This window comes from Vibrio iocasae (assembly GCF_042245395.1).
In the GTDB taxonomy this organism is placed as follows: Bacteria; Pseudomonadota; Gammaproteobacteria; order Enterobacterales; family Vibrionaceae; genus Vibrio; species Vibrio iocasae.
In genome coordinates this window covers 924,717-941,452 of the sequence record NZ_CP145310.1, presented here as the reverse complement: position 1 = coordinate 941,452, position 16,736 = coordinate 924,717, and the positions used below count along the sequence as shown (strand labels likewise).

Here is a 16,736-nt window from a genome sequence, read left to right as displayed (position 1 = left end):
ATTTCATTAATGTTAGGTATGCAACACAAACGCAACGATAAAAATAGAATAACCACGCCCAGGTAAACCATATGACAGACAAGCGTTCTTTATCCATTCGTGTAAAACTGTTCTTGCTGCTAACAATAAGTGCCGTGTTAGTAGGAGCCGTTGTCGCGAGTTTGAGCTATAAAAAAATAGATCAAATTTCCTTAGAAAGCAGTTTAGACCGACTGGTCGACAGCAACCGAGAAATAACCTCTTCTATCAATGCTTACGCAAACTCAATAAAATCTTCACTGAATTTCGCGGCAAAAATATACGACGAGAACTCAAGTTATCAGGAACAAGGAAAGTTCTTTACAGACCTAAATGACAGCACAAGCTCACTTGTGTCCTATGCTGGACTTGTTGGTAAAGGTGTCGCCAATATCACTGGTGAGCTAATACCAATGACGAAGTTGGATATCACTAAGCGAGAGTGGTACCAATGTGTTATGCGTACAAGCGAGTTTTGTATAACGACACCATACAAATCCATCAACGGTAATATGGTCATTGCATGGGCAAACCCTATTAAACGTGACGGCCAAATTATCGGTATGCTAAACGTCAATAAAGAGATGAATGACCTGTCTAAACTCGTTATTGGTACAATTCAGGATAGTGCCTACGAAACCGCCGCATTTAGAAAGGACGGTTTTATCATCGGTAGCAGCAATACTGAAGTCGTTGGTAAAAACCTTTACGAGATAGCAGGTACATCCGAAAATCAAAACCGTTCCTCTCTTGGGCAAGTAGTGTTAAAAGATGGTTACTACAACTACCTAACCTACTCTGATGACGCTCAACTGTACGTCAATGTTCGAGTATCACAAGCGTATATTCAGGAAGCAGCAACCAGTGCAGCAATTACCTCCATTATTGCTGCGGTCGTCATCATCGTGTTAACGCTGCTATTCGCTACGATTTTCTTGAGACGTTCTTTTGGCCTGCCGATTGCTCAAATGACGGAGTTCGCGCAAAAAATAGCGTCTGGAAATCTGAACAACAATATAGACCTGCGTAAGTATAAGAATGACGAAATCGGTACACTTGCACGTTCATTTTCTGAGATGCAAAACTCACTTAGAGATACGGTTTTTGAATTAAATAATTCAGCAGACGATCTTGAGAGCGCATCCAGTTTAGTGATTGGTGCATCCCGACAGAACTCCGAAAGCATGCAAAGCCAGCAGGAAGAACTTTCTGCTCTAGTTGCTTCCATGGAGCAGATGCAGGCGAGTGTGAATGAGATTGCTGAAAGTGCAGCAGAGACTCAGGCTGTGACTCAGAGTGCAACCGAGGTGTCGCAACAATCCTACTCGCTGGTAGAACAGACCATCGACTCAATTCGTTCTGTCGAATCTGAAAACGAGGGTATTAAATCCAAAATCGAAGCGCTTAAAGAAGACAGTGCAAAAATCAGTACCATTCTGGATGTTATTGTTGGTATCTCGGAACAGACCAACCTGCTAGCACTTAACGCGGCGATTGAAGCTGCACGTGCGGGTGAGCATGGCCGAGGGTTCGCGGTTGTTGCAGACGAAGTTCGTAACCTTGCACAGAAAACTCAAGTATCCTCTGAAGAAATCAACACTATGATTAAGATGATTCAGGAGCGAAGTGATGATCTCACTAATGCTATCGAAGGCAGTGCCGAGATAATTGGTCGGGCAGTCCAGATATCGGATCAGGTTGGCAGCTCAATCGGTCAGGTCAACGAGTCGATTATGGACACATACAAGATGAATGCTCAGATCGCCAGCGCGGCAGAAGAGCAAAATATTGTAACTCGCGAGTTAAACAACAACATCTCTTCAATCAATGAGTCTTCAATATCGGTGACAAGTGAATCCGCGCAGACAGCTGAGACTGCAACGACTCTAAATGATGTAACGTCAAGACTGACTGGCTTAACAAAACAATTTAATGTGGACGACTAGTTTAATACTTCTCCCACTATAAAAATACGCACTGTAGTGGGCTCACAGAGATACCAATAATTTAATTTAAGAATCAAGCATTGGTATCTCTGATTTCTTTTAACTAGTACCCGTTTTCCAGTTCCATTTTTCTTCGAACCGGATTAGCGTACATATCCGTAAGATAGTTACGTGCAGCCTCAGGAAGCACAGACAACTTCTCTTCTAACGCTGCTTTTGTGGCATCGGTAATCACATCGTTTGATTCTTCAGCGGCAAGCAGATTTATTGGATAAAGCTTATACAAAGCATGGATCTGTTTATCTATCTCTCCAGCCAGCAATTCCGGTGTTTCGAAATCACCATCAATCACATCACCAAATGCTACGTGGACTTTACCTTTGTAACCAAGAATACCTTTCACGATACTATCGATATCTTCGAACTCTGATTTCTCGTATGTCCCCTTCTCTGCTTTCTCAAACAGTTCATTTGCTTTCGCCAAATCGCAAGGGTCGTTTTCGTAAGAAATCGCGACAGGCACGATTCTCAACGTTTTAATATAGTCTGCAAAGCTGATCTTTTGCTTACGGCCTTCTACGTGGAACATCTTGAGAATCGCAGGATCGGTAAAATCATTGCCATCTTTCGCTCGCCCTTCTTTGTGAGCGATCCAGATAGAGTTCCCCGTATCTAGTGAGTGCTTGATGTAAGAAGATAGCTGACCCAACGCTTTCATTAGTTCACGAGGTGCTTTTGCTGAACGTTTAACGATGAAGCTTTTGTTTATCTTCATCAACTCCGTCGCACAAGGTTTTTTGAGCAAGTTATCACCGATCGCGATTCTCACAGTTTTGTGCTTGCTATGGTGCAGCCCGAAGTTTACCAGCGCAGGATCCATCGCTATATCCCGATGGTTCGAAACGAAAAGGTATGGAACGTTGGTATCCAGGTTATCCAGCCCGGAATAGGTTACCCCATCGGTAGTTGTATCCAGAATACGACTAAGATACTTTTCGATCTCTAACTGAACATCATGAACTGATGAGAGCTTGCCCCACTTAGAGCGAAGATAGATTTTCACCGCTGGGGTAAGTACGGTACTTAACCAGCTTGGGTAATTCGAGAATCTGTGTTTTATGATTGCATTGATAAATTCTTTGTCGTTTATCAATCTTTCAATGGCAGGACGAATTTCGTCGTCGTTATATGGACGAATATCCTTATATATGTCGTTTACTTCAGTCATTGTAATCTTCGTATTTCAAAATCGGCACAATATTACGCGCTCTTGCTATGTCACGCAGCTAATGTTTACGTTTCTATGACAAGGTCAGACCAGAGACCTTAGAGTTTATGCCGTTATTATGGTCTGTAATATCGAATCCATTGCATTTATCACAAAAAAAGTTACTCTATGCGCCCCTGAGAAAAAGGGGAAAACACAGGGAATCCGAATGAATCACGCTATCGAACACAAATATGAGCACAACTCTACACTTGTCGTTACACCTAGAAAAAAGGTGTTAAAAAACAGCCTGCTGTATGTTCATAATGGATTAGTACTGTTTAAGCTTAAAAAGTTCGAATACGCGATAGAAAAAGGTCAATCTTTTTGGATACCAGCAGATTGTCTGACATCTTTAACCATCTTCCCAAATTCTGAGATATCAAAAGTTGATGTATCCGTCAGATTAAAAGATGCATTCCCGGTTCAAGCTGGTTATGTGCATCCTGGCGCCGTTTCTTCGGCGATACTAACTAAGTTGGCTACGCAAAAAGTTTCTGAGCAACACTCTGAAAACCTATTGAGGGTAATTCGGGATGAACTAACCGAACTGACTCCAGAATTAAATCTTTCACCACTTAGCCAAAAATTCACTCAATGGAGCCCGGATTCTAAGAATAGCTTGTCTCAGGAGTTGCAGTTATCTATGAAAGTTAGAGAAGCGAGAAAGCTTATATTGTCCGGGACTAAAAAAGAACAAGTGATAGAAAAACTGTTCGCTGGCGCTTCAGATCAGTTTGAGCAGATTACAACACTTATTCTGGGTGAAAGTCTCTAGTATTCTACTTAGATGTAGAGGTTATGTTCTTTTAGATAAGATTCTACGCCTGGAGTAGTATGCTCGGAAATACGTTTTCCTTCTTTGATGCGTTCCCTGATCTCTGTACTTCTTACCTTCACTTTTTCAGGACATGCCATAACCGACCAACGCTGTGTTATCTCAGACGCCTTGTAGAACTTTGAAAAGTTGAAGAAATTGTCAGGTCCAATAACAAACGTTAGTTCGGCGTTTGGGTTTTCTTGTTGTAGCCTTTCAAGTACTGCATACGTAGTGACGCTTTCACCAGGCGTATGTAATTTCTCTTCAACGGTGGAACGCTTGACTTTAACCTTGTTCAGATCTTCGATAAACACATCCACTAGTTCACACCTTTTCTCATAGCAAAGCATCTCTTTTCCCCAAGCATGAGCAATGCTTGGTATGAGTAAAACCCGATCAAAATGCATAAGTGATTCAATAACACTCTTATGACCAATACTAGGTGGATTAAAAGCACTGCCAAATACAGCAATTTTGAGGACGGTGTTAGATGAATCTGTCATTTGCGATTAAATAATATGCGTAATTGAGCTTAACAAGTGACAGAGTATATCATTAATTTACTTCCTTGCTCACTACTGCTAACCTCAAGAAAAACATAATTATTAATCAGAAAGATGAGCAAGAATACTACCCCAACCCGACCACATTCGATGAGCCAGTTTAAAGCCGGTGCGATTGTTGAGCATGTTTTGTCCGGGCAACAATTTGTTGTGACTTCAAATAATGGGAATAGAGCGACCGCGGTAGACAACATTGTATTAGTTGTCGTCAATGATAACGCTCATAAAGAGTGGATTTGTTCTACAAGTGATAAGCCTCTTAGGTTGTTACAGCCTGGCGACATTATCTCCAACAATCACTCTTATGTGATTACCTGTATCACGGATTACATTGTAAGTGCATCGCGAAGCGTTGAAATAACAAATTACGAGGAGTACTACCTCATTGAGTAGCTCAATGGGTAGCCTCCCTCCTTCAGCAATTAAGAAACGACTTCGATATCGGTTTTAGGAACACAACAACACGCCAATACCTTCCCTGCAATTCTGTCTTCATCGGTTAATGCTGGAACGTCTGGTTGGTTAACTTCTCCAGATTCTAGCGTCACGGTACAAGCACCACAAAAACCCGCACGGCAACTGTTAATGATTGTCACACCCGCTTTTTCCGCCTGAAGCAATAACGGAGTCTGATTGTCACCAGTAAAAGTTGCACCGTTCACAGTAAGCGAAACTGATTTCAGTTCCTGAGCCGTGTGACCAGCCTCGATACCAAACATCTCCTGATGGTAATTCGATTCATTTAACCCTAACTTAATGAGTAAGTTTTTCGCTTTTTGCATAAAGCCACTTGGACCACAGACAAAGGCCTGCCGACTTTCAAGTTCAGGAATATGTTTAATGTGAGAGAGAGCAATGCGCCCCTTTAACCCATCCCATTCCTCGTGTGCCTGACTCAGCGAAATAATGACTTTCAACCCTTCAAATTGAGAATTTAAGGCGTCGAGCTCATTCCTATATGGAATATCATCAACAGTGCTGCATTGATGATAGAACACAATATCGTTCATCTGATTGTGATCCGCTAAATAACGAAGCATCGAAAGCATCGGAGTTACGCCGCTGCCTGCCGACATAAGAAGAAGCGGATTGTTGTATTGTTCAGTTAAATGGAACGCCCCTTTTGGCGTATCTGCCATCAAAGTATCCCCTACTCTGATGTTGTCCAGAATCCAGTTTGACACTCTGCCACCATTGACACGTTTTACGGATATCGCATAGCGTCCAGGGCGAGATGGGCTCGAAGAGAGCGTGTAGTGTCGAGCAATAAGTTCATCGCCATCGTGTATTTCAACTGGCAAGTGCTGACCCGGAAGATATGGAGGTAACACACCGTGAACAGGTTCCAGCCAATAAGTCACGAAGCCCTTAGCGATCTCTTCAATGTCCACACAAGTAAGCTTCAATTTATCTAATGACTTATCAACGTACTGCTCTTTTTCTTTAGTCTCGAGTACCTCAATTGCATCACCGGCATTAATAACACCTTCATTCAAGGCGACAAGGTTTTGGCCAAAGAATGTGCCACCTGATTCGTTTGCTCTGAAGGTTGATAATGTAGCTAATGGTTCTTTGCTATCGGAAGGTTTGCCTGTTTTTGGGTCTACCGTAGTTAAGATACAACGTTCGCAAGGTTTCCTAACCTCGAAAATAACTTCGCCAATTTTTATCTTCTTCCAGCTATCTTCAATAAATGGTTCCGCTCCATCGACAACAAGGTTCGGTCGAAACTGAGACATCACCTGCTGTTCAGGACAACGTCGATTCAGTTCTTCCAGCGACTGCTTGCTGATAATTAGTAGCGGATAACCATCAGCAAAGCTCACATTCTGACTGAGTTTTTCTCTATAACGATTGGACTGTTTCCCGGTGAACAACAACTGAGTCTCTTCACCAATAATTTCGCTAAACCACCTGTCAGCATCGATGGTAGTAGAGTAAGCCGAAAAAGTATCCTTCCAGACTGTCGTTTCGACTTCGTTGTTTGCTAGTTCGGAGTAAGCAATCTTGACCGACGCTTTACCGGGATAAGATAGAATCAAGCCATCAGTCATTAAACTAACCTGTACAAGCAATAACTTTGGGTGTGTTCTGGAAGTGATCATCATCCCATCTGAAGACGCCAACATAAATCGCCTGTCGAAAGCTAAACCTTGCTTTTCAACCCAACTGCTCGAAATTGAAATACCTTTAGTCGATTTTACAGGATAGACATGTATTTGAGAGAGTCTTGTTTCAGACATAATTGCTCCAGATGGTATTGTTTTTATTAGAGTATGGTCGATTTATAACTAAAATACTCACATAAATGAGATGCAATAGTAAAGTTTTTCCTCTATCATCCTGTCGCCTAAGCGTAACCGTTTGCGTTTTGCTAGGCTCCGATAGAATTTACCCAATGTAGGAGCATCTCAATGACAACTTTGACAATTACTCGCCCTGATGACTGGCATGTTCATTTGCGTGACGGAGAGGTACTCGTCGATACTGTACGCGACATCAGCAGATACAACGGTCGAGCAATTGTAATGCCGAATACCGTACCTCCTACCACAGATACAGATTTGGCGCTCGCTTATCACCAACGCATTATGGACGCACTTCCAGCGACCCACTTTGAACCCCTCATGACACTGTATCTAACCGACAAAACGACGCCTGAAGAGATTCGCAAGGCTAAAGCAAGCGGTAAAGTTTACGCTGCAAAACTATACCCTGCCGGAGCAACAACCAACTCCGACTCTGGTGTTACTTCTATCCCCGACATGTATCCTGTATTTGAGGCAATGGAAGAAGTAGGTATGTTGCTGCTTATTCACGGAGAAGTGACGACACACGAGATTGATATCTTTGACCGCGAAAAAGTGTTTTTAGATAATGTCTTGGCGCCCATCGTTGAAAACTTCAATACACTTAAGATAGTCGTTGAACATATTACAACTGCAGATGCGGTTAAGTTTGTTAAAGAAGCGGGTGACAACGTCGCAGCTACCATTACAGCACACCATTTAATGTTCAACCGAAATCACATGTTGGTTGGTGGTATTCGTCCACACTTTTACTGTCTGCCAATCTTGAAAAGAAATACCCACCAGGACGCATTGGTGAAAGCCGCGACAAGTGGCAACAAAAAGTTTTTCTTAGGTACTGACTCTGCACCACACGGAAAAGGTAAAAAAGAAACTTCATGTGGCTGTGCAGGTTCATACACCGCTCATGCTTCTTTAGAGCTTTACGCTGAAGTATTTGAACTAGCAGGCAAGTTAGAAAACCTGGAAGCATTCGCTAGTTTTAATGGCCCAGATTTCTATGGATTACCAAGAAACACCGATACAGTAACACTGGTAAAAGAAGAGTGGACAGTAGATAAAGAGATGCCTTTTGGTAACGAGACTGTCGTACCAATCAAAGCAGGTGATGCCGTAACCTGGAAAGTGAAATAGTATCGTTAGGTTTAAGCAAACAGGGTAGCCGCGAGGCTACCCTGTTTTTTTTGAGTCATTTAATCGAGACTTGAATAATAAAAAACATCAAAGATGAGTTCATTGTTGTTCGTCATTCGTTCAGGCTCAAGGTAGCCCAGGTAATCATGGCATATCAGGCCCTTAGACAGGTTCTTCTCAACTGCAACAGACATAAACTCGCTGCCTTTGATTAGATCCGCCAAGGTTCTTGAATCTAGCGGTTTATCCAGTTCGAAAACTGGACCAGAGCCAAGCCAAATATGTGTAGGAGGCTCAAGCATAATATCTAAAGAACTTATAAACGTGATTGCATCACTTTTTCGGTCGTAATCACCATGAATAACTGATTTATCGTCAAAAAAAGAGACGTTGTCGAGTGGCGACATAATCGATAAAGGAAAGTTATCAAAAAAATCGAAACTAAATAGGTAATTCGATTTTTCTAGTTTCTCAGACCATTCATCTGGCATTTCTTCGAGCAATAGCTCACGCTCTCTCCTCTCTCGGTTTTCTTCTAATTTCCTTTTAAGACGAGAGACCATATGAATACCGTTTAACCTGCTACTGGATAAAATTCGAACTTATCACCGACAACCATGATGCAATCCATTCCCGCCAGATGAGCTGCTTGTTTACCAAGCTCTGTATCTTCGAACACAACACACTCAGCAGGAGTTATATCCATTCGTTCAGCCGCAAGTAAGAAAGTGTCCGGGTTTGGTTTATGATTTTCGACATCTGACGCAGTGACTATGGTGTCGAACATAGGTACCAGATCCTGGCCTTCTAACAGTCTCATTGCATTTTGTCTCGGGCTACCAGTACCGATTGCAGTCTTAAACTTACCCTGTGCAGTTTTCAGAACTTCAAAAGTATGTGGGATGACTTCCCCACTTCCGTCCATCTCTGCAAACCTTGCCATTTTGTAACCAGCTACTTCTTTCGGATCAAGATCCAAACCATAACGAGCATTAACTTCCATAGTAATTTTCGGGCTTGGCATGCCACCCATACTATGAATCCAGCTTCTGTCGAATGGAATATTATATGCTTGAGCGGTTAACTCCCACGCATCCAGGTGATATGGCATGGTATCTAATAAAGTGCCGTCCATATCAAAAATTAGACCTTTGTACTTCGTTAGGTCGATAGTCATTCTTAGGTATCCCGCAAGTTACATTCAAGCAAAAAACATTATCACATTTCGCTTTTTACTCAAGATTCCTGCAGAACTATTTTCTAGTACATTAGAAGGTTGTTTTCCACTAGGTTTAATTAAGCTTCCTAAACTCAGAAGGACTATACCCAGTTGTTTTACGGAATACCTTGGTAAAATGAGCTGGATAGTCAAAACCAAGATCAAATGCGATTCTGCTAATCGAATCATCAGACCCTAACAATTTGTTTTTCGCTCTCTCAATAAGAAAGAGCTGGATATGTTCCTTAGCGGTTTTACCCGTTTCCTTTTTTAGCAAATCGCTCAAATAATTTGGGGAAATACCTAGCTCTTTTCCACAATAAGCCACACTGGGAATACCATTTTGGATAACTTCATCACTCTGGAAATAGTCTCTTAAGAAACTTTCAAACTCTACGATACTGTCTTTGTTGTGATTTGAACGAGTATAAAATTGTCGATCATAAAAGCGAGTACAGTAATCAAGAAGAAGTTCGATGTTTCCGGAAATCAGATTCTCTGTGTGCTTGTCGATTCTTTGTTCTAGCTCTTTCGTTATCTTCTGAACCAGTTCAGTCAGTGTTTGAATTTCGTCATCAGACAGGTGAAGCGCTTCATTAACATCGTAAGAAAAGAAAGAGTATTGATTAATCTTCTGCCCTAACGAAGTGCGACGAATCAAGTCTGGATGGAACAAAAGTGACCATCCTTTAGAAGTGTTATCAATCACCGTGTCTCCAGGGACTACAACTTGTCCCGGAGCGATGAAAAGCATGACTCCCTCATCAAAATCGTAGGTACTTCTACCATATCCCATCGAACCGGATATGCCTTCTTTCATAGAGACGATGTACATGTCGCACCTATAGCTCGCTTTGAGCAAATCGCTATGAATACAGTTATTTGGGATAACCGTAATAAGCGATGCTTAGGCCGTTCGATTCCTAATGAGCGGTGTACCTGTGATATTGAATTTAGGTGATAAATATCATTCATCGTCGCTACTCGTGTTCAGATATTCGGTTTTAACTGCGGTGAAATTCTAAAACTTCATTCATTTTAGAACACTACGCCTGTTAACGTTTCCGATTGTTGCCACAGTTTTCTGGCCACCTCTCTATCTTGAGAACGTTTGCTCGACCCAACCATGACTGGTGCACCCTGAAGTTCAAAATACTTAGAAGGCCCATAAAACTCCCCGGAACGCACGTTTTGGTCAAACCAGCTCTGAGCGTCGGTAAAGCGCCTTGTTCTACACCCTGAGAGAAAAACCGATTCAGGAAGTTAATACTTTTTGTGTGGCGTTGAAGCTCTGTCTGTGTCCAGCCTGGGTGTGCGGCAGATACAATTGGTGCTTCAGGATCTTTCTCCAATCTTCGGGATAGCTCGTGGAAAAAATAAAGATTCGCTAACTTGCTGTCAGCGTATGCTCTATTTGTCTTATATTTGCGTTTCTGCCAGTTGATGTCTGTAAGATCGATATTGCCAAAATAGTGCCCTACACTCCCAAGAACAACCACACGGGAATCTGGTGTCCCTTTAAGAAGCGGCATCAGGCGTCCTGTCAAAGCAAAATGACTAAGATGGTTCGTACCCATTTGAACTTCAAATCCATCTTTTGTCTCAGCATGAGGGCACGCCATAATCCCCGCATTGTTGATTAAGACATCTAGTTTATCGAAGTCTTTTAAAATCGAATCTGCGAAGGACTTGACCGACGTGAGACTGGTTAGATCAAGCTCACGAGCAACAACATTGGCTTCCGGATACTGATCTTTAATCTCTTTTATTACTGCTTCAGCTTTAACAAGATTTCGAGCGCCAATCAAAACGGTCGCGTTTTTTGCTGCCAATACTTTAGCCGTCTCTTTTCCAATGCCGCTCGTTGCACCTGTAATTACGACAAGTCGACCTGTCTGGTCGCCAATCATATTGGTATTCCAATTCGTGTTTGTCATAAGCTGATTCTCTCTGGTCGTTGTTTAGGACTGAGAGGATCTTACAAAGCTCGAGAGCTCATGTTTTATACATTTCCCGGAATTACTTGTCGATTTTACAGACAAGGTTCTATCGAAAAAAAGAACTGTTAAACCCTGTATATAGGAAGGTCCATAGGCATATCCGTTTTGTTAGTATAAATTCTGGAAAGCGAATATAAACTCGAAACTTTAACCGAAGCAAACCTTCCCCATTTACTTGAGTCGGACAGTAACCAGCTTTGACGAGAGTTCGCAATTATTGACTTAGAAATCTCTGCTTCCTGCGTTTCATGCTCCATGGCATTCAAACTCTCAGTAACAGATCCACAACCTATAATCCCGATATCGGCTTCAAAATCTGAAAAAAAGTTCAACACACTTTGACCGACTATGTCCTGGTGTTCACTTCTTACCAATCCACCAGCGAGAAAAACCTCTATGTTGGTATTCGATTCCAGAATTCTGGCCGCTTGAACATTATTGGTAATGACCCGAAGCTTTTTAGTTTGCGATAAACACTGAGCAACGTAAGTAATCGAAGTGCCAATACCCAACATGATGGTGGACCCCTCGGGGATCGCTTTCGCGACCTCTTTTGCCATTGCCAGTTTTATATCTGATTCCACTTTCGCTCGAAACTGATAGGTCGTATTTGTTAACACTGCAGGTAAGTTAACTCCCCCGTGAACCCTTCTAGCCAATCCATGTTCACATAGGTAGTTGACATCTCGTCGAATGGTTTGGGGAGTGACGTCAAACATCTCTGCAAGTTCATCTATTTGAACGTCACTGTGCAGTTTTAAATAAGAAAGAATTTTCTTCTGTCGTTGAGTGAGCTCCATGCTATTTCCACTTAAAATAGTGACGGGTCATCAGTAATGATGTGCTCGACTCCAATGGACTTGAAGTGAGCTGCTTTAGTCGCATCATTCAGTGTCCAAATATTCAACTCATATCCGAGAGCTGTCAGAGTTTTTGCCATCTCGTTTGAAAGAATTTTTTGATCAACATGAACACTATACAGGTTCAGTGGTTTGATTTCGTCAAGATAAGCTAACGTTGCATCTTCGGTTATCAAACCTACCCTTATATCTGGAAATACTCGTTTGCACTCTTTCACCGCTTCAATTGAAAAGCTGGACAGCAACAAGTTTCGGGTATCAAAAGAAACCTTTTCTATGACGACGCCAACTTGCTCTACAAGTTGCTCCACACTTTTCAGGTCATACACTTTTAACTCAAGGTTTATACCCATATTTTGGTCTTTGCAATAAGACAGCAGTTCTTCAAGTGTAGGGATACGCTCTCCGACAAAATCATCGGCAAACCAACTCCCTGCATCCAGCTCTCTTAACTGTTTGGCCGAAAGTTCTGACACTTTTCCCGTTCCGTTAGTACAACGGTCGACCGTTTGATCGTGAAAGATAACAGGAACATTGTCTCCACTTAGATGGGTATCGGTTTCTATCCATTGACAGCCTAACTTAGCCGCTTTTTTTATTCCTGCCATTGTATTTTCGGGAGCAAGAGCAGCCGCTCCGCGATGTCCAACTATCATTTTCTCTTCCACCAATGTTCATATGAAAAAACTCAACAACTACTCAAATGTAAATAAGCAACAATGTGAACAGTGTCATAACGTACGCATAATATAACTAAATCTAACCATTTTGAGAGAAAAAAAGAGTTAACAATTTGAGCTTGTTAACATGATCGATAGTTTCACTTGATTAATATAATGTTCACTTGAATGTAAGCCATTTGAAACATTTTAACTCTAAAAATAACAAACGACCCCGTGAACAAAGGGACACCTCATCTAACAAAAGGTCAAAACGATGAAAAAAACACTATTGGGATCTGTACTCGCTGCTACTGCTCTATTTGGAATGAACAACGCAGCTATGGCTAAAACAAACATCAACATGAGTTTGGTATTCACTCAAAACGAGCTTCTGACTCAGGAGTTGATTAAAGTAACAGATAACATTCGCGAACGTACTGATGGTGAAGTCAATATCAAAGTATTCCCGGGTGGCCAGCTACCTGTATACAAAGATAACCTAGAGCAAGTAGTAAACGGAGCTAACTGGATCGCGGTAGAAGACTTAAGCTACCTTGGCGACTACGTGCCAGATTTTGCAGCTCTTGCAGGCCCGATGTTGTACAACTCTTATGATGAATATCTGGCAATGATGAAAACCGATTACGTTGCAGATTTGACGAAGAAAGCGGAAGAGAAAGGCATCAAAGTTTTGAACGCTGATTATATCTTTGGTTTCCGTCACATGATCACAAATAAAGAGATCAAAACATCGGCAGATATGAAAGGTATGCGTATCCGCGTTCCGGGTAGTCAGTTGTTCATCAGCACTCTTAAATCTATGGGTGCAGCACCAGCAGCACTGCCTTTTCCTGAAACCTATGCAGGGGTTCAGCAGGGCGTTGTAGACGGTCTTGAAGGCTCTATTCTGACTATGTACTCAACTAAGATTTACGAAGTTGCGAAGAACATGTCTAAAACCGGTCACTTCCTTGGTACGGTAGGCTTATACATCTCTCCAAAAGTGTGGGATAAGCTAAGCGCAGACGAACAGAAAATCGTAATGGAAGAAATTCTGGCAGGTGCGGAGTCAAATACCAAGAATTTGGTTAAGCTTGACGAAGAGTACACTCAAAAGCTTAAAGAACAAGGTGTGACATTTAACGAAGTTGATACTGCAGAGTTTAACAAGTTGACTGCATCGGTTTATAACCAGTTCCCTACGTGGAGCCCAGATGTACACGCAACCATCAACGCTGAACTAGAAAAAATTCGCGCAGCCAAGTAGTAAAAACCGGTAAGTATGTTGTTTACGCCTTTGCAGCTTAATGTGAAGGCGTATTTTATTACTTACCCGGCATAAAGCACCGGAGACCAAATGCGTTTTTTAGCTAATCTCGAAGAGATACTGGCATCCATAGCCATATCGATTACCGTCCTTGTCGTCATCATTAACGTCTTTTTACGTTATTGCCTCGGATTTGTTGTTCCCTGGAGTGAAGAGCTCTCTGTTATCTGTTTTATCTGGGCGGTCTATTTCGGAATCAGCTCTTGCTACAAACATAAATTACATATGGGTGTGGATGTAGTTATGCTGCTCCTGCCTGCTCATATCCAGCGGCCGTTCCGCCTGGTGATCTCATTCTTCCTGTTGTTTTTTAATCTGGCAATGGCCTATTTAAGCCTCGACTACACCATGCTCTCGTCCAAAGTGACACCAGTGATGGGCATGTCTTATCTGCCGATTAACAGTGTATTAGTGTTCTGCTTCTTTATGATGGCAATACATACAATCAAATTTATCCGAGATGATTTGAAGCCTTCAGATCATGACTCGTCCAATCAAATGCAGTAGGTGACGAAAGTGGATATCTATATACCAATTATTCTTCTGTTTGTTCTTTTCTTGTTAAATATACCGATTGCTTTTTCACTGATTGCTTCAGCAATGGTTTATTTTTTCTTTATCAACGATTCGCTTCCAGTTGCACTAGTCATGCAGCGGTTTATTTCATCTGCGTCTTCCTTCCCACTACTAGCAATACCATTTTTCATCATGGTGGGTTCGATAATGAATTACGCTGGAATCAGTCGGAGTTTACTCGCTTTTGCAGATTCACTTATCGGGCATCGTATCGGGGGACTGGCGCATGTGAACGTGCTACTGAGCACCCTTATGGGGGGCATTTCAGGCTCAGCTAATGCCGATGCCGCAATGCAATCGAAGATTCTCGCACCTGAGATGACAAAGCGAGGTTACGATCTTCCATTTACCGCGGCGGTTACCGCTGCGTCATCAAGTATTAGTCCGGTAATTCCACCCGGCATAAACCTTATAATTTTTGCTTTACTGGCTAACGTTTCTGTTCATTCCATGTTTATTGCTGGCTATGTCCCAGCAATACTGATGGCCAGCGCTCTCATGATAACCATCGCGTTTATTTCCAGAAAACGTGGCTACAAACCATCGCGTAAAGAAGCGGCTTCCGGAAAAGAAAGGCTCACCTATTTCGCGAAAGCTATCCCTGCTCTGTTCATTCCGTTCGGGATTATCCTAGGTATGAGATTTGGCCTGTTTACTCCGACCGAAGCAGGTGCAATAGCGGTACTTCTTTGTGCAATCATCGGGTTCTTTATTTATAAAGAGCTAAAAATTCACCACTTCAAAATCATACTAAGAGAGACTATACAGGGAACCAGTGCGGTCATGTTTATCATCATCGGTGCAATGGTGTTTGGGTATTACATGACCCTGGAACAAATTCCGCAGAATGTCGCCTCTTTCCTTATTGGGCTTACGGATAACAAGTTAACGCTTCTTCTAATCATAAACGTGCTGTTACTAGTCGTAGGTATGTTTATCGAAGGTGGGGCGGCAATGATCATTCTTACACCGCTTCTATTACCTGCGGTGCTGAACCTGGGCGTTAACCCTGTCCACTTCGGTATCATTGTCATCGTTAATATTATGATTGGTGGTGTAACACCTCCGTTTGGTTCTATGATGTTTACAGTATGTTCAATTCTGCGCGTACGTATGGTGGACTTTGTACGGGAAGTAGCGCCTCTGTTAGCTGCGTTGCTCGGTGTTCTTATGCTCCTCACCTATTCTGAGTGGCTCGTTATGTTCTTACCTAACTTGCTGTAGGAGGCGTTAATGAAATCAGTACCAAACAAACTTACCAGCGAGTGGAAAGAGATTAACTGGGTTCTCACCGACGTTGACGATACCATTACCTGTGAAGGCATGTTGCCTCCTGAAGCACTGATCGCTATGGATAAGCTTCAGAAAGCGGGTATCAAAGTGGTGGCGGTAACCGGTGCCTGCTCTGGTTGGTGTGACCAAATTGCTCAGTTGTGGCCGGTTGAAGCAGCACTGGGAGAAAATGGGGCTATCACCTTAAAAAAGAACAATGGACATCTTTGTATTGAGTCGGCAGTCAGTCTCGAAGAAATGCGAGAGCTTCAAAGTACTTTAAAACAACAGGTTTTAGAGATCTTAAAAGATTATCCAGACCTGAAACTTACACTCGACCAACCATACAGGCTGTGTGAAGTCGCGATTGATATTGGACAGAACCGACCTAAAGTAGATAGCAAAATCATCAATGAAGTCGTCGATAAAATTCATGCGCTTGGTGCCCATGCAACCGCCAGTTCCATTCATATAAATGCCTGGTATGGCGAACATTCGAAGAAAGTAAGCTCCCTTGCTTTCTTGAGAAGTTATGGTCTTAGCGATGAAGAGATAGATGAGCAGGTTTGCTATGTCGGTGATTCAGCCAATGATCAGGCAATGTTCGCTACCCTTACTAAAAGCGTGGGTGTTGCTAATATTGCTAATTATTGGGACAAGCTGACTGATTACCCTTCAGTTGTGATGACTAAGCCGGGTGGATACGGCTTTGCTGAATTTGTCGACCAACTACTGGAACTGAAATCAAGTTAATCATCATAAA

Annotated in this window: 17 protein-coding genes; 8 read left to right on the top strand and 9 right to left on the bottom strand. The window is 42.3% G+C overall.

All coding sequences use genetic code 11. The features are described 5' to 3' along the window. The first annotated feature begins 71 nt into the window (after nt 1-71). Complete coding sequence (locus tag SNR28_RS04225; RefSeq protein WP_375749777.1) at nt 72-1,964, top strand: methyl-accepting chemotaxis protein; 1,893 nt, start codon at nt 72-74, stop codon at nt 1,962-1,964. Between the two features lie 103 nt (nt 1,965-2,067). On the opposite strand, the gene SNR28_RS04220 is transcribed toward SNR28_RS04225, so the two are convergent. Further along, nucleotides 2,068-3,192: a 1-acyl-sn-glycerol-3-phosphate acyltransferase gene (locus SNR28_RS04220; protein WP_375749776.1), complete on the bottom strand. Its 1,125-nt coding sequence runs from the start codon at nt 3,190-3,192 to the stop codon at nt 2,068-2,070. A gap of 208 nt (nt 3,193-3,400) precedes the next feature. Here SNR28_RS04220 and SNR28_RS04215 point away from each other — a divergent pair, with 208 nt between their 5' ends. After that, nucleotides 3,401-4,009, top strand: coding sequence for an AraC family transcriptional regulator (locus tag SNR28_RS04215; RefSeq protein WP_375749775.1), 609 nt, complete (start codon nt 3,401-3,403; stop codon nt 4,007-4,009). Between the two features lie 8 nt (nt 4,010-4,017). On the opposite strand, the gene SNR28_RS04210 is transcribed toward SNR28_RS04215, so the two are convergent. Next, the gene (locus SNR28_RS04210; RefSeq protein ID WP_375749774.1) at nt 4,018-4,554 is read right to left on the bottom strand and encodes a nicotinate-nicotinamide nucleotide adenylyltransferase; all 537 of its coding nucleotides are present in this window, start codon (nt 4,552-4,554) and stop codon (nt 4,018-4,020) included. Between the two features lie 114 nt (nt 4,555-4,668). On the opposite strand from SNR28_RS04210, the gene SNR28_RS04205 reads away from it, so the two are divergent. After that, nucleotides 4,669-5,007, top strand: a complete 339-nt coding sequence (locus SNR28_RS04205) for a hypothetical protein (protein WP_375749773.1) — start codon at nt 4,669-4,671, stop codon at nt 5,005-5,007. A gap of 29 nt (nt 5,008-5,036) precedes the next feature. Here SNR28_RS04205 and SNR28_RS04200 read toward each other — a convergent pair whose 3' ends face one another. Beyond that, nucleotides 5,037-6,857 (bottom strand): MOSC N-terminal beta barrel domain-containing protein, encoded by a 1,821-nt coding sequence (locus SNR28_RS04200; RefSeq protein WP_375749772.1) that lies wholly within the window; start codon nt 6,855-6,857, stop codon nt 5,037-5,039. A 171-nt stretch (nt 6,858-7,028) separates the two neighbouring features. On the opposite strand from SNR28_RS04200, the gene pyrC reads away from it, so the two are divergent. Next, nucleotides 7,029-8,057, top strand: coding sequence for a dihydroorotase (pyrC, locus tag SNR28_RS04195; protein ID WP_375749771.1), 1,029 nt, complete (start codon nt 7,029-7,031; stop codon nt 8,055-8,057). A gap of 59 nt (nt 8,058-8,116) precedes the next feature. Here the strand turns inward: pyrC and SNR28_RS04190 are convergent, their stop codons facing one another. The 6 genes from SNR28_RS04190 to SNR28_RS04165 all read right to left on the bottom strand — a co-directional run bounded on the left by SNR28_RS04190 (nt 8,117) and on the right by SNR28_RS04165 (nt 12,792). Beyond that, entirely contained in the window at nt 8,117-8,620 is a 504-nt protein-coding gene (locus SNR28_RS04190) for a hypothetical protein (protein ID WP_375749770.1), read from the bottom strand. 11 nt (nt 8,621-8,631) lie between these two features. Then, the gene (locus tag SNR28_RS04185) at nt 8,632-9,234 is read right to left on the bottom strand and encodes an HAD family hydrolase (RefSeq protein ID WP_375749769.1); all 603 of its coding nucleotides are present in this window, start codon (nt 9,232-9,234) and stop codon (nt 8,632-8,634) included. Between the two features lie 115 nt (nt 9,235-9,349). Continuing rightward, nucleotides 9,350-10,111, bottom strand: a complete 762-nt coding sequence (locus SNR28_RS04180; RefSeq protein WP_375749768.1) for a helix-turn-helix domain-containing protein — start codon at nt 10,109-10,111, stop codon at nt 9,350-9,352. Nucleotides 10,112-10,331: 220 nt separating this feature from the next. Further along, a complete protein-coding gene (locus SNR28_RS04175; RefSeq protein ID WP_375749767.1) occupies nt 10,332-11,213 on the bottom strand; it encodes an oxidoreductase in 882 nt (293 codons plus the stop codon). 128 nt (nt 11,214-11,341) lie between these two features. Next, nucleotides 11,342-12,076, bottom strand: coding sequence for a DeoR/GlpR family DNA-binding transcription regulator (locus tag SNR28_RS04170; protein ID WP_375749766.1), 735 nt, complete (start codon nt 12,074-12,076; stop codon nt 11,342-11,344). 11 nt (nt 12,077-12,087) lie between these two features. Further along, nucleotides 12,088-12,792 (bottom strand): glycerophosphodiester phosphodiesterase family protein, encoded by a 705-nt coding sequence (locus SNR28_RS04165; RefSeq protein ID WP_375749765.1) that lies wholly within the window; start codon nt 12,790-12,792, stop codon nt 12,088-12,090. A gap of 280 nt (nt 12,793-13,072) precedes the next feature. Here SNR28_RS04165 and SNR28_RS04160 point away from each other — a divergent pair, with 280 nt between their 5' ends. From SNR28_RS04160 to SNR28_RS04145, 4 genes are all read left to right on the top strand, one after another. After that, nucleotides 13,073-14,065: a C4-dicarboxylate TRAP transporter substrate-binding protein gene (locus tag SNR28_RS04160; protein WP_375749764.1), complete on the top strand. Its 993-nt coding sequence runs from the start codon at nt 13,073-13,075 to the stop codon at nt 14,063-14,065. Nucleotides 14,066-14,155: 90 nt separating this feature from the next. After that, the gene (locus tag SNR28_RS04155) at nt 14,156-14,632 is read left to right on the top strand and encodes a TRAP transporter small permease (protein ID WP_375749763.1); all 477 of its coding nucleotides are present in this window, start codon (nt 14,156-14,158) and stop codon (nt 14,630-14,632) included. A 9-nt stretch (nt 14,633-14,641) separates the two neighbouring features. Continuing rightward, nucleotides 14,642-15,925 carry a TRAP transporter large permease gene (locus SNR28_RS04150; protein ID WP_375749762.1) on the top strand — a complete coding sequence of 428 codons (1,284 nt, stop codon included), beginning with the start codon at nt 14,642-14,644 and terminating at the stop codon, nt 15,923-15,925. A gap of 9 nt (nt 15,926-15,934) precedes the next feature. Next, nucleotides 15,935-16,726 carry an HAD-IIB family hydrolase gene (locus tag SNR28_RS04145; protein WP_375749761.1) on the top strand — a complete coding sequence of 264 codons (792 nt, stop codon included), beginning with the start codon at nt 15,935-15,937 and terminating at the stop codon, nt 16,724-16,726. The last annotated feature ends 10 nt before the right edge of the window (nt 16,727-16,736 follow it).

Bases quoted from the DNA above. Each gene is read 5' to 3' on its own strand.
- SNR28_RS04225 (WP_375749777.1), top strand. From the start codon at position 72: ATGACAGACAAGCGTTCTTTATCCATTCGTGTAAAACTGTTCTTGCTG.
- SNR28_RS04220 (WP_375749776.1), bottom strand. From the start codon at position 3,192: ATGACTGAAGTAAACGACATATATAAGGATATTCGTCCATATAACGAC.
- SNR28_RS04215 (WP_375749775.1), top strand. From the start codon at position 3,401: ATGAATCACGCTATCGAACACAAATATGAGCACAACTCTACACTTGTC.
- SNR28_RS04210 (WP_375749774.1), bottom strand. From the start codon at position 4,554: ATGACAGATTCATCTAACACCGTCCTCAAAATTGCTGTATTTGGCAGT.
- SNR28_RS04205 (WP_375749773.1), top strand. From the start codon at position 4,669: ATGAGCAAGAATACTACCCCAACCCGACCACATTCGATGAGCCAGTTT.
- SNR28_RS04200 (WP_375749772.1), bottom strand. From the start codon at position 6,857: ATGTCTGAAACAAGACTCTCTCAAATACATGTCTATCCTGTAAAATCG.
- pyrC (WP_375749771.1), top strand. From the start codon at position 7,029: ATGACAACTTTGACAATTACTCGCCCTGATGACTGGCATGTTCATTTG.
- SNR28_RS04190 (WP_375749770.1), bottom strand. From the start codon at position 8,620: ATGGTCTCTCGTCTTAAAAGGAAATTAGAAGAAAACCGAGAGAGGAGA.
- SNR28_RS04185 (WP_375749769.1), bottom strand. From the start codon at position 9,234: ATGACTATCGACCTAACGAAGTACAAAGGTCTAATTTTTGATATGGAC.
- SNR28_RS04180 (WP_375749768.1), bottom strand. From the start codon at position 10,111: ATGTACATCGTCTCTATGAAAGAAGGCATATCCGGTTCGATGGGATAT.
- SNR28_RS04175 (WP_375749767.1), bottom strand. From the start codon at position 11,213: ATGACAAACACGAATTGGAATACCAATATGATTGGCGACCAGACAGGT.
- SNR28_RS04170 (WP_375749766.1), bottom strand. From the start codon at position 12,076: ATGGAGCTCACTCAACGACAGAAGAAAATTCTTTCTTATTTAAAACTG.
- SNR28_RS04165 (WP_375749765.1), bottom strand. From the start codon at position 12,792: ATGATAGTTGGACATCGCGGAGCGGCTGCTCTTGCTCCCGAAAATACA.
- SNR28_RS04160 (WP_375749764.1), top strand. From the start codon at position 13,073: ATGAAAAAAACACTATTGGGATCTGTACTCGCTGCTACTGCTCTATTT.
- SNR28_RS04155 (WP_375749763.1), top strand. From the start codon at position 14,156: ATGCGTTTTTTAGCTAATCTCGAAGAGATACTGGCATCCATAGCCATA.
- SNR28_RS04145 (WP_375749761.1), top strand. From the start codon at position 15,935: ATGAAATCAGTACCAAACAAACTTACCAGCGAGTGGAAAGAGATTAAC.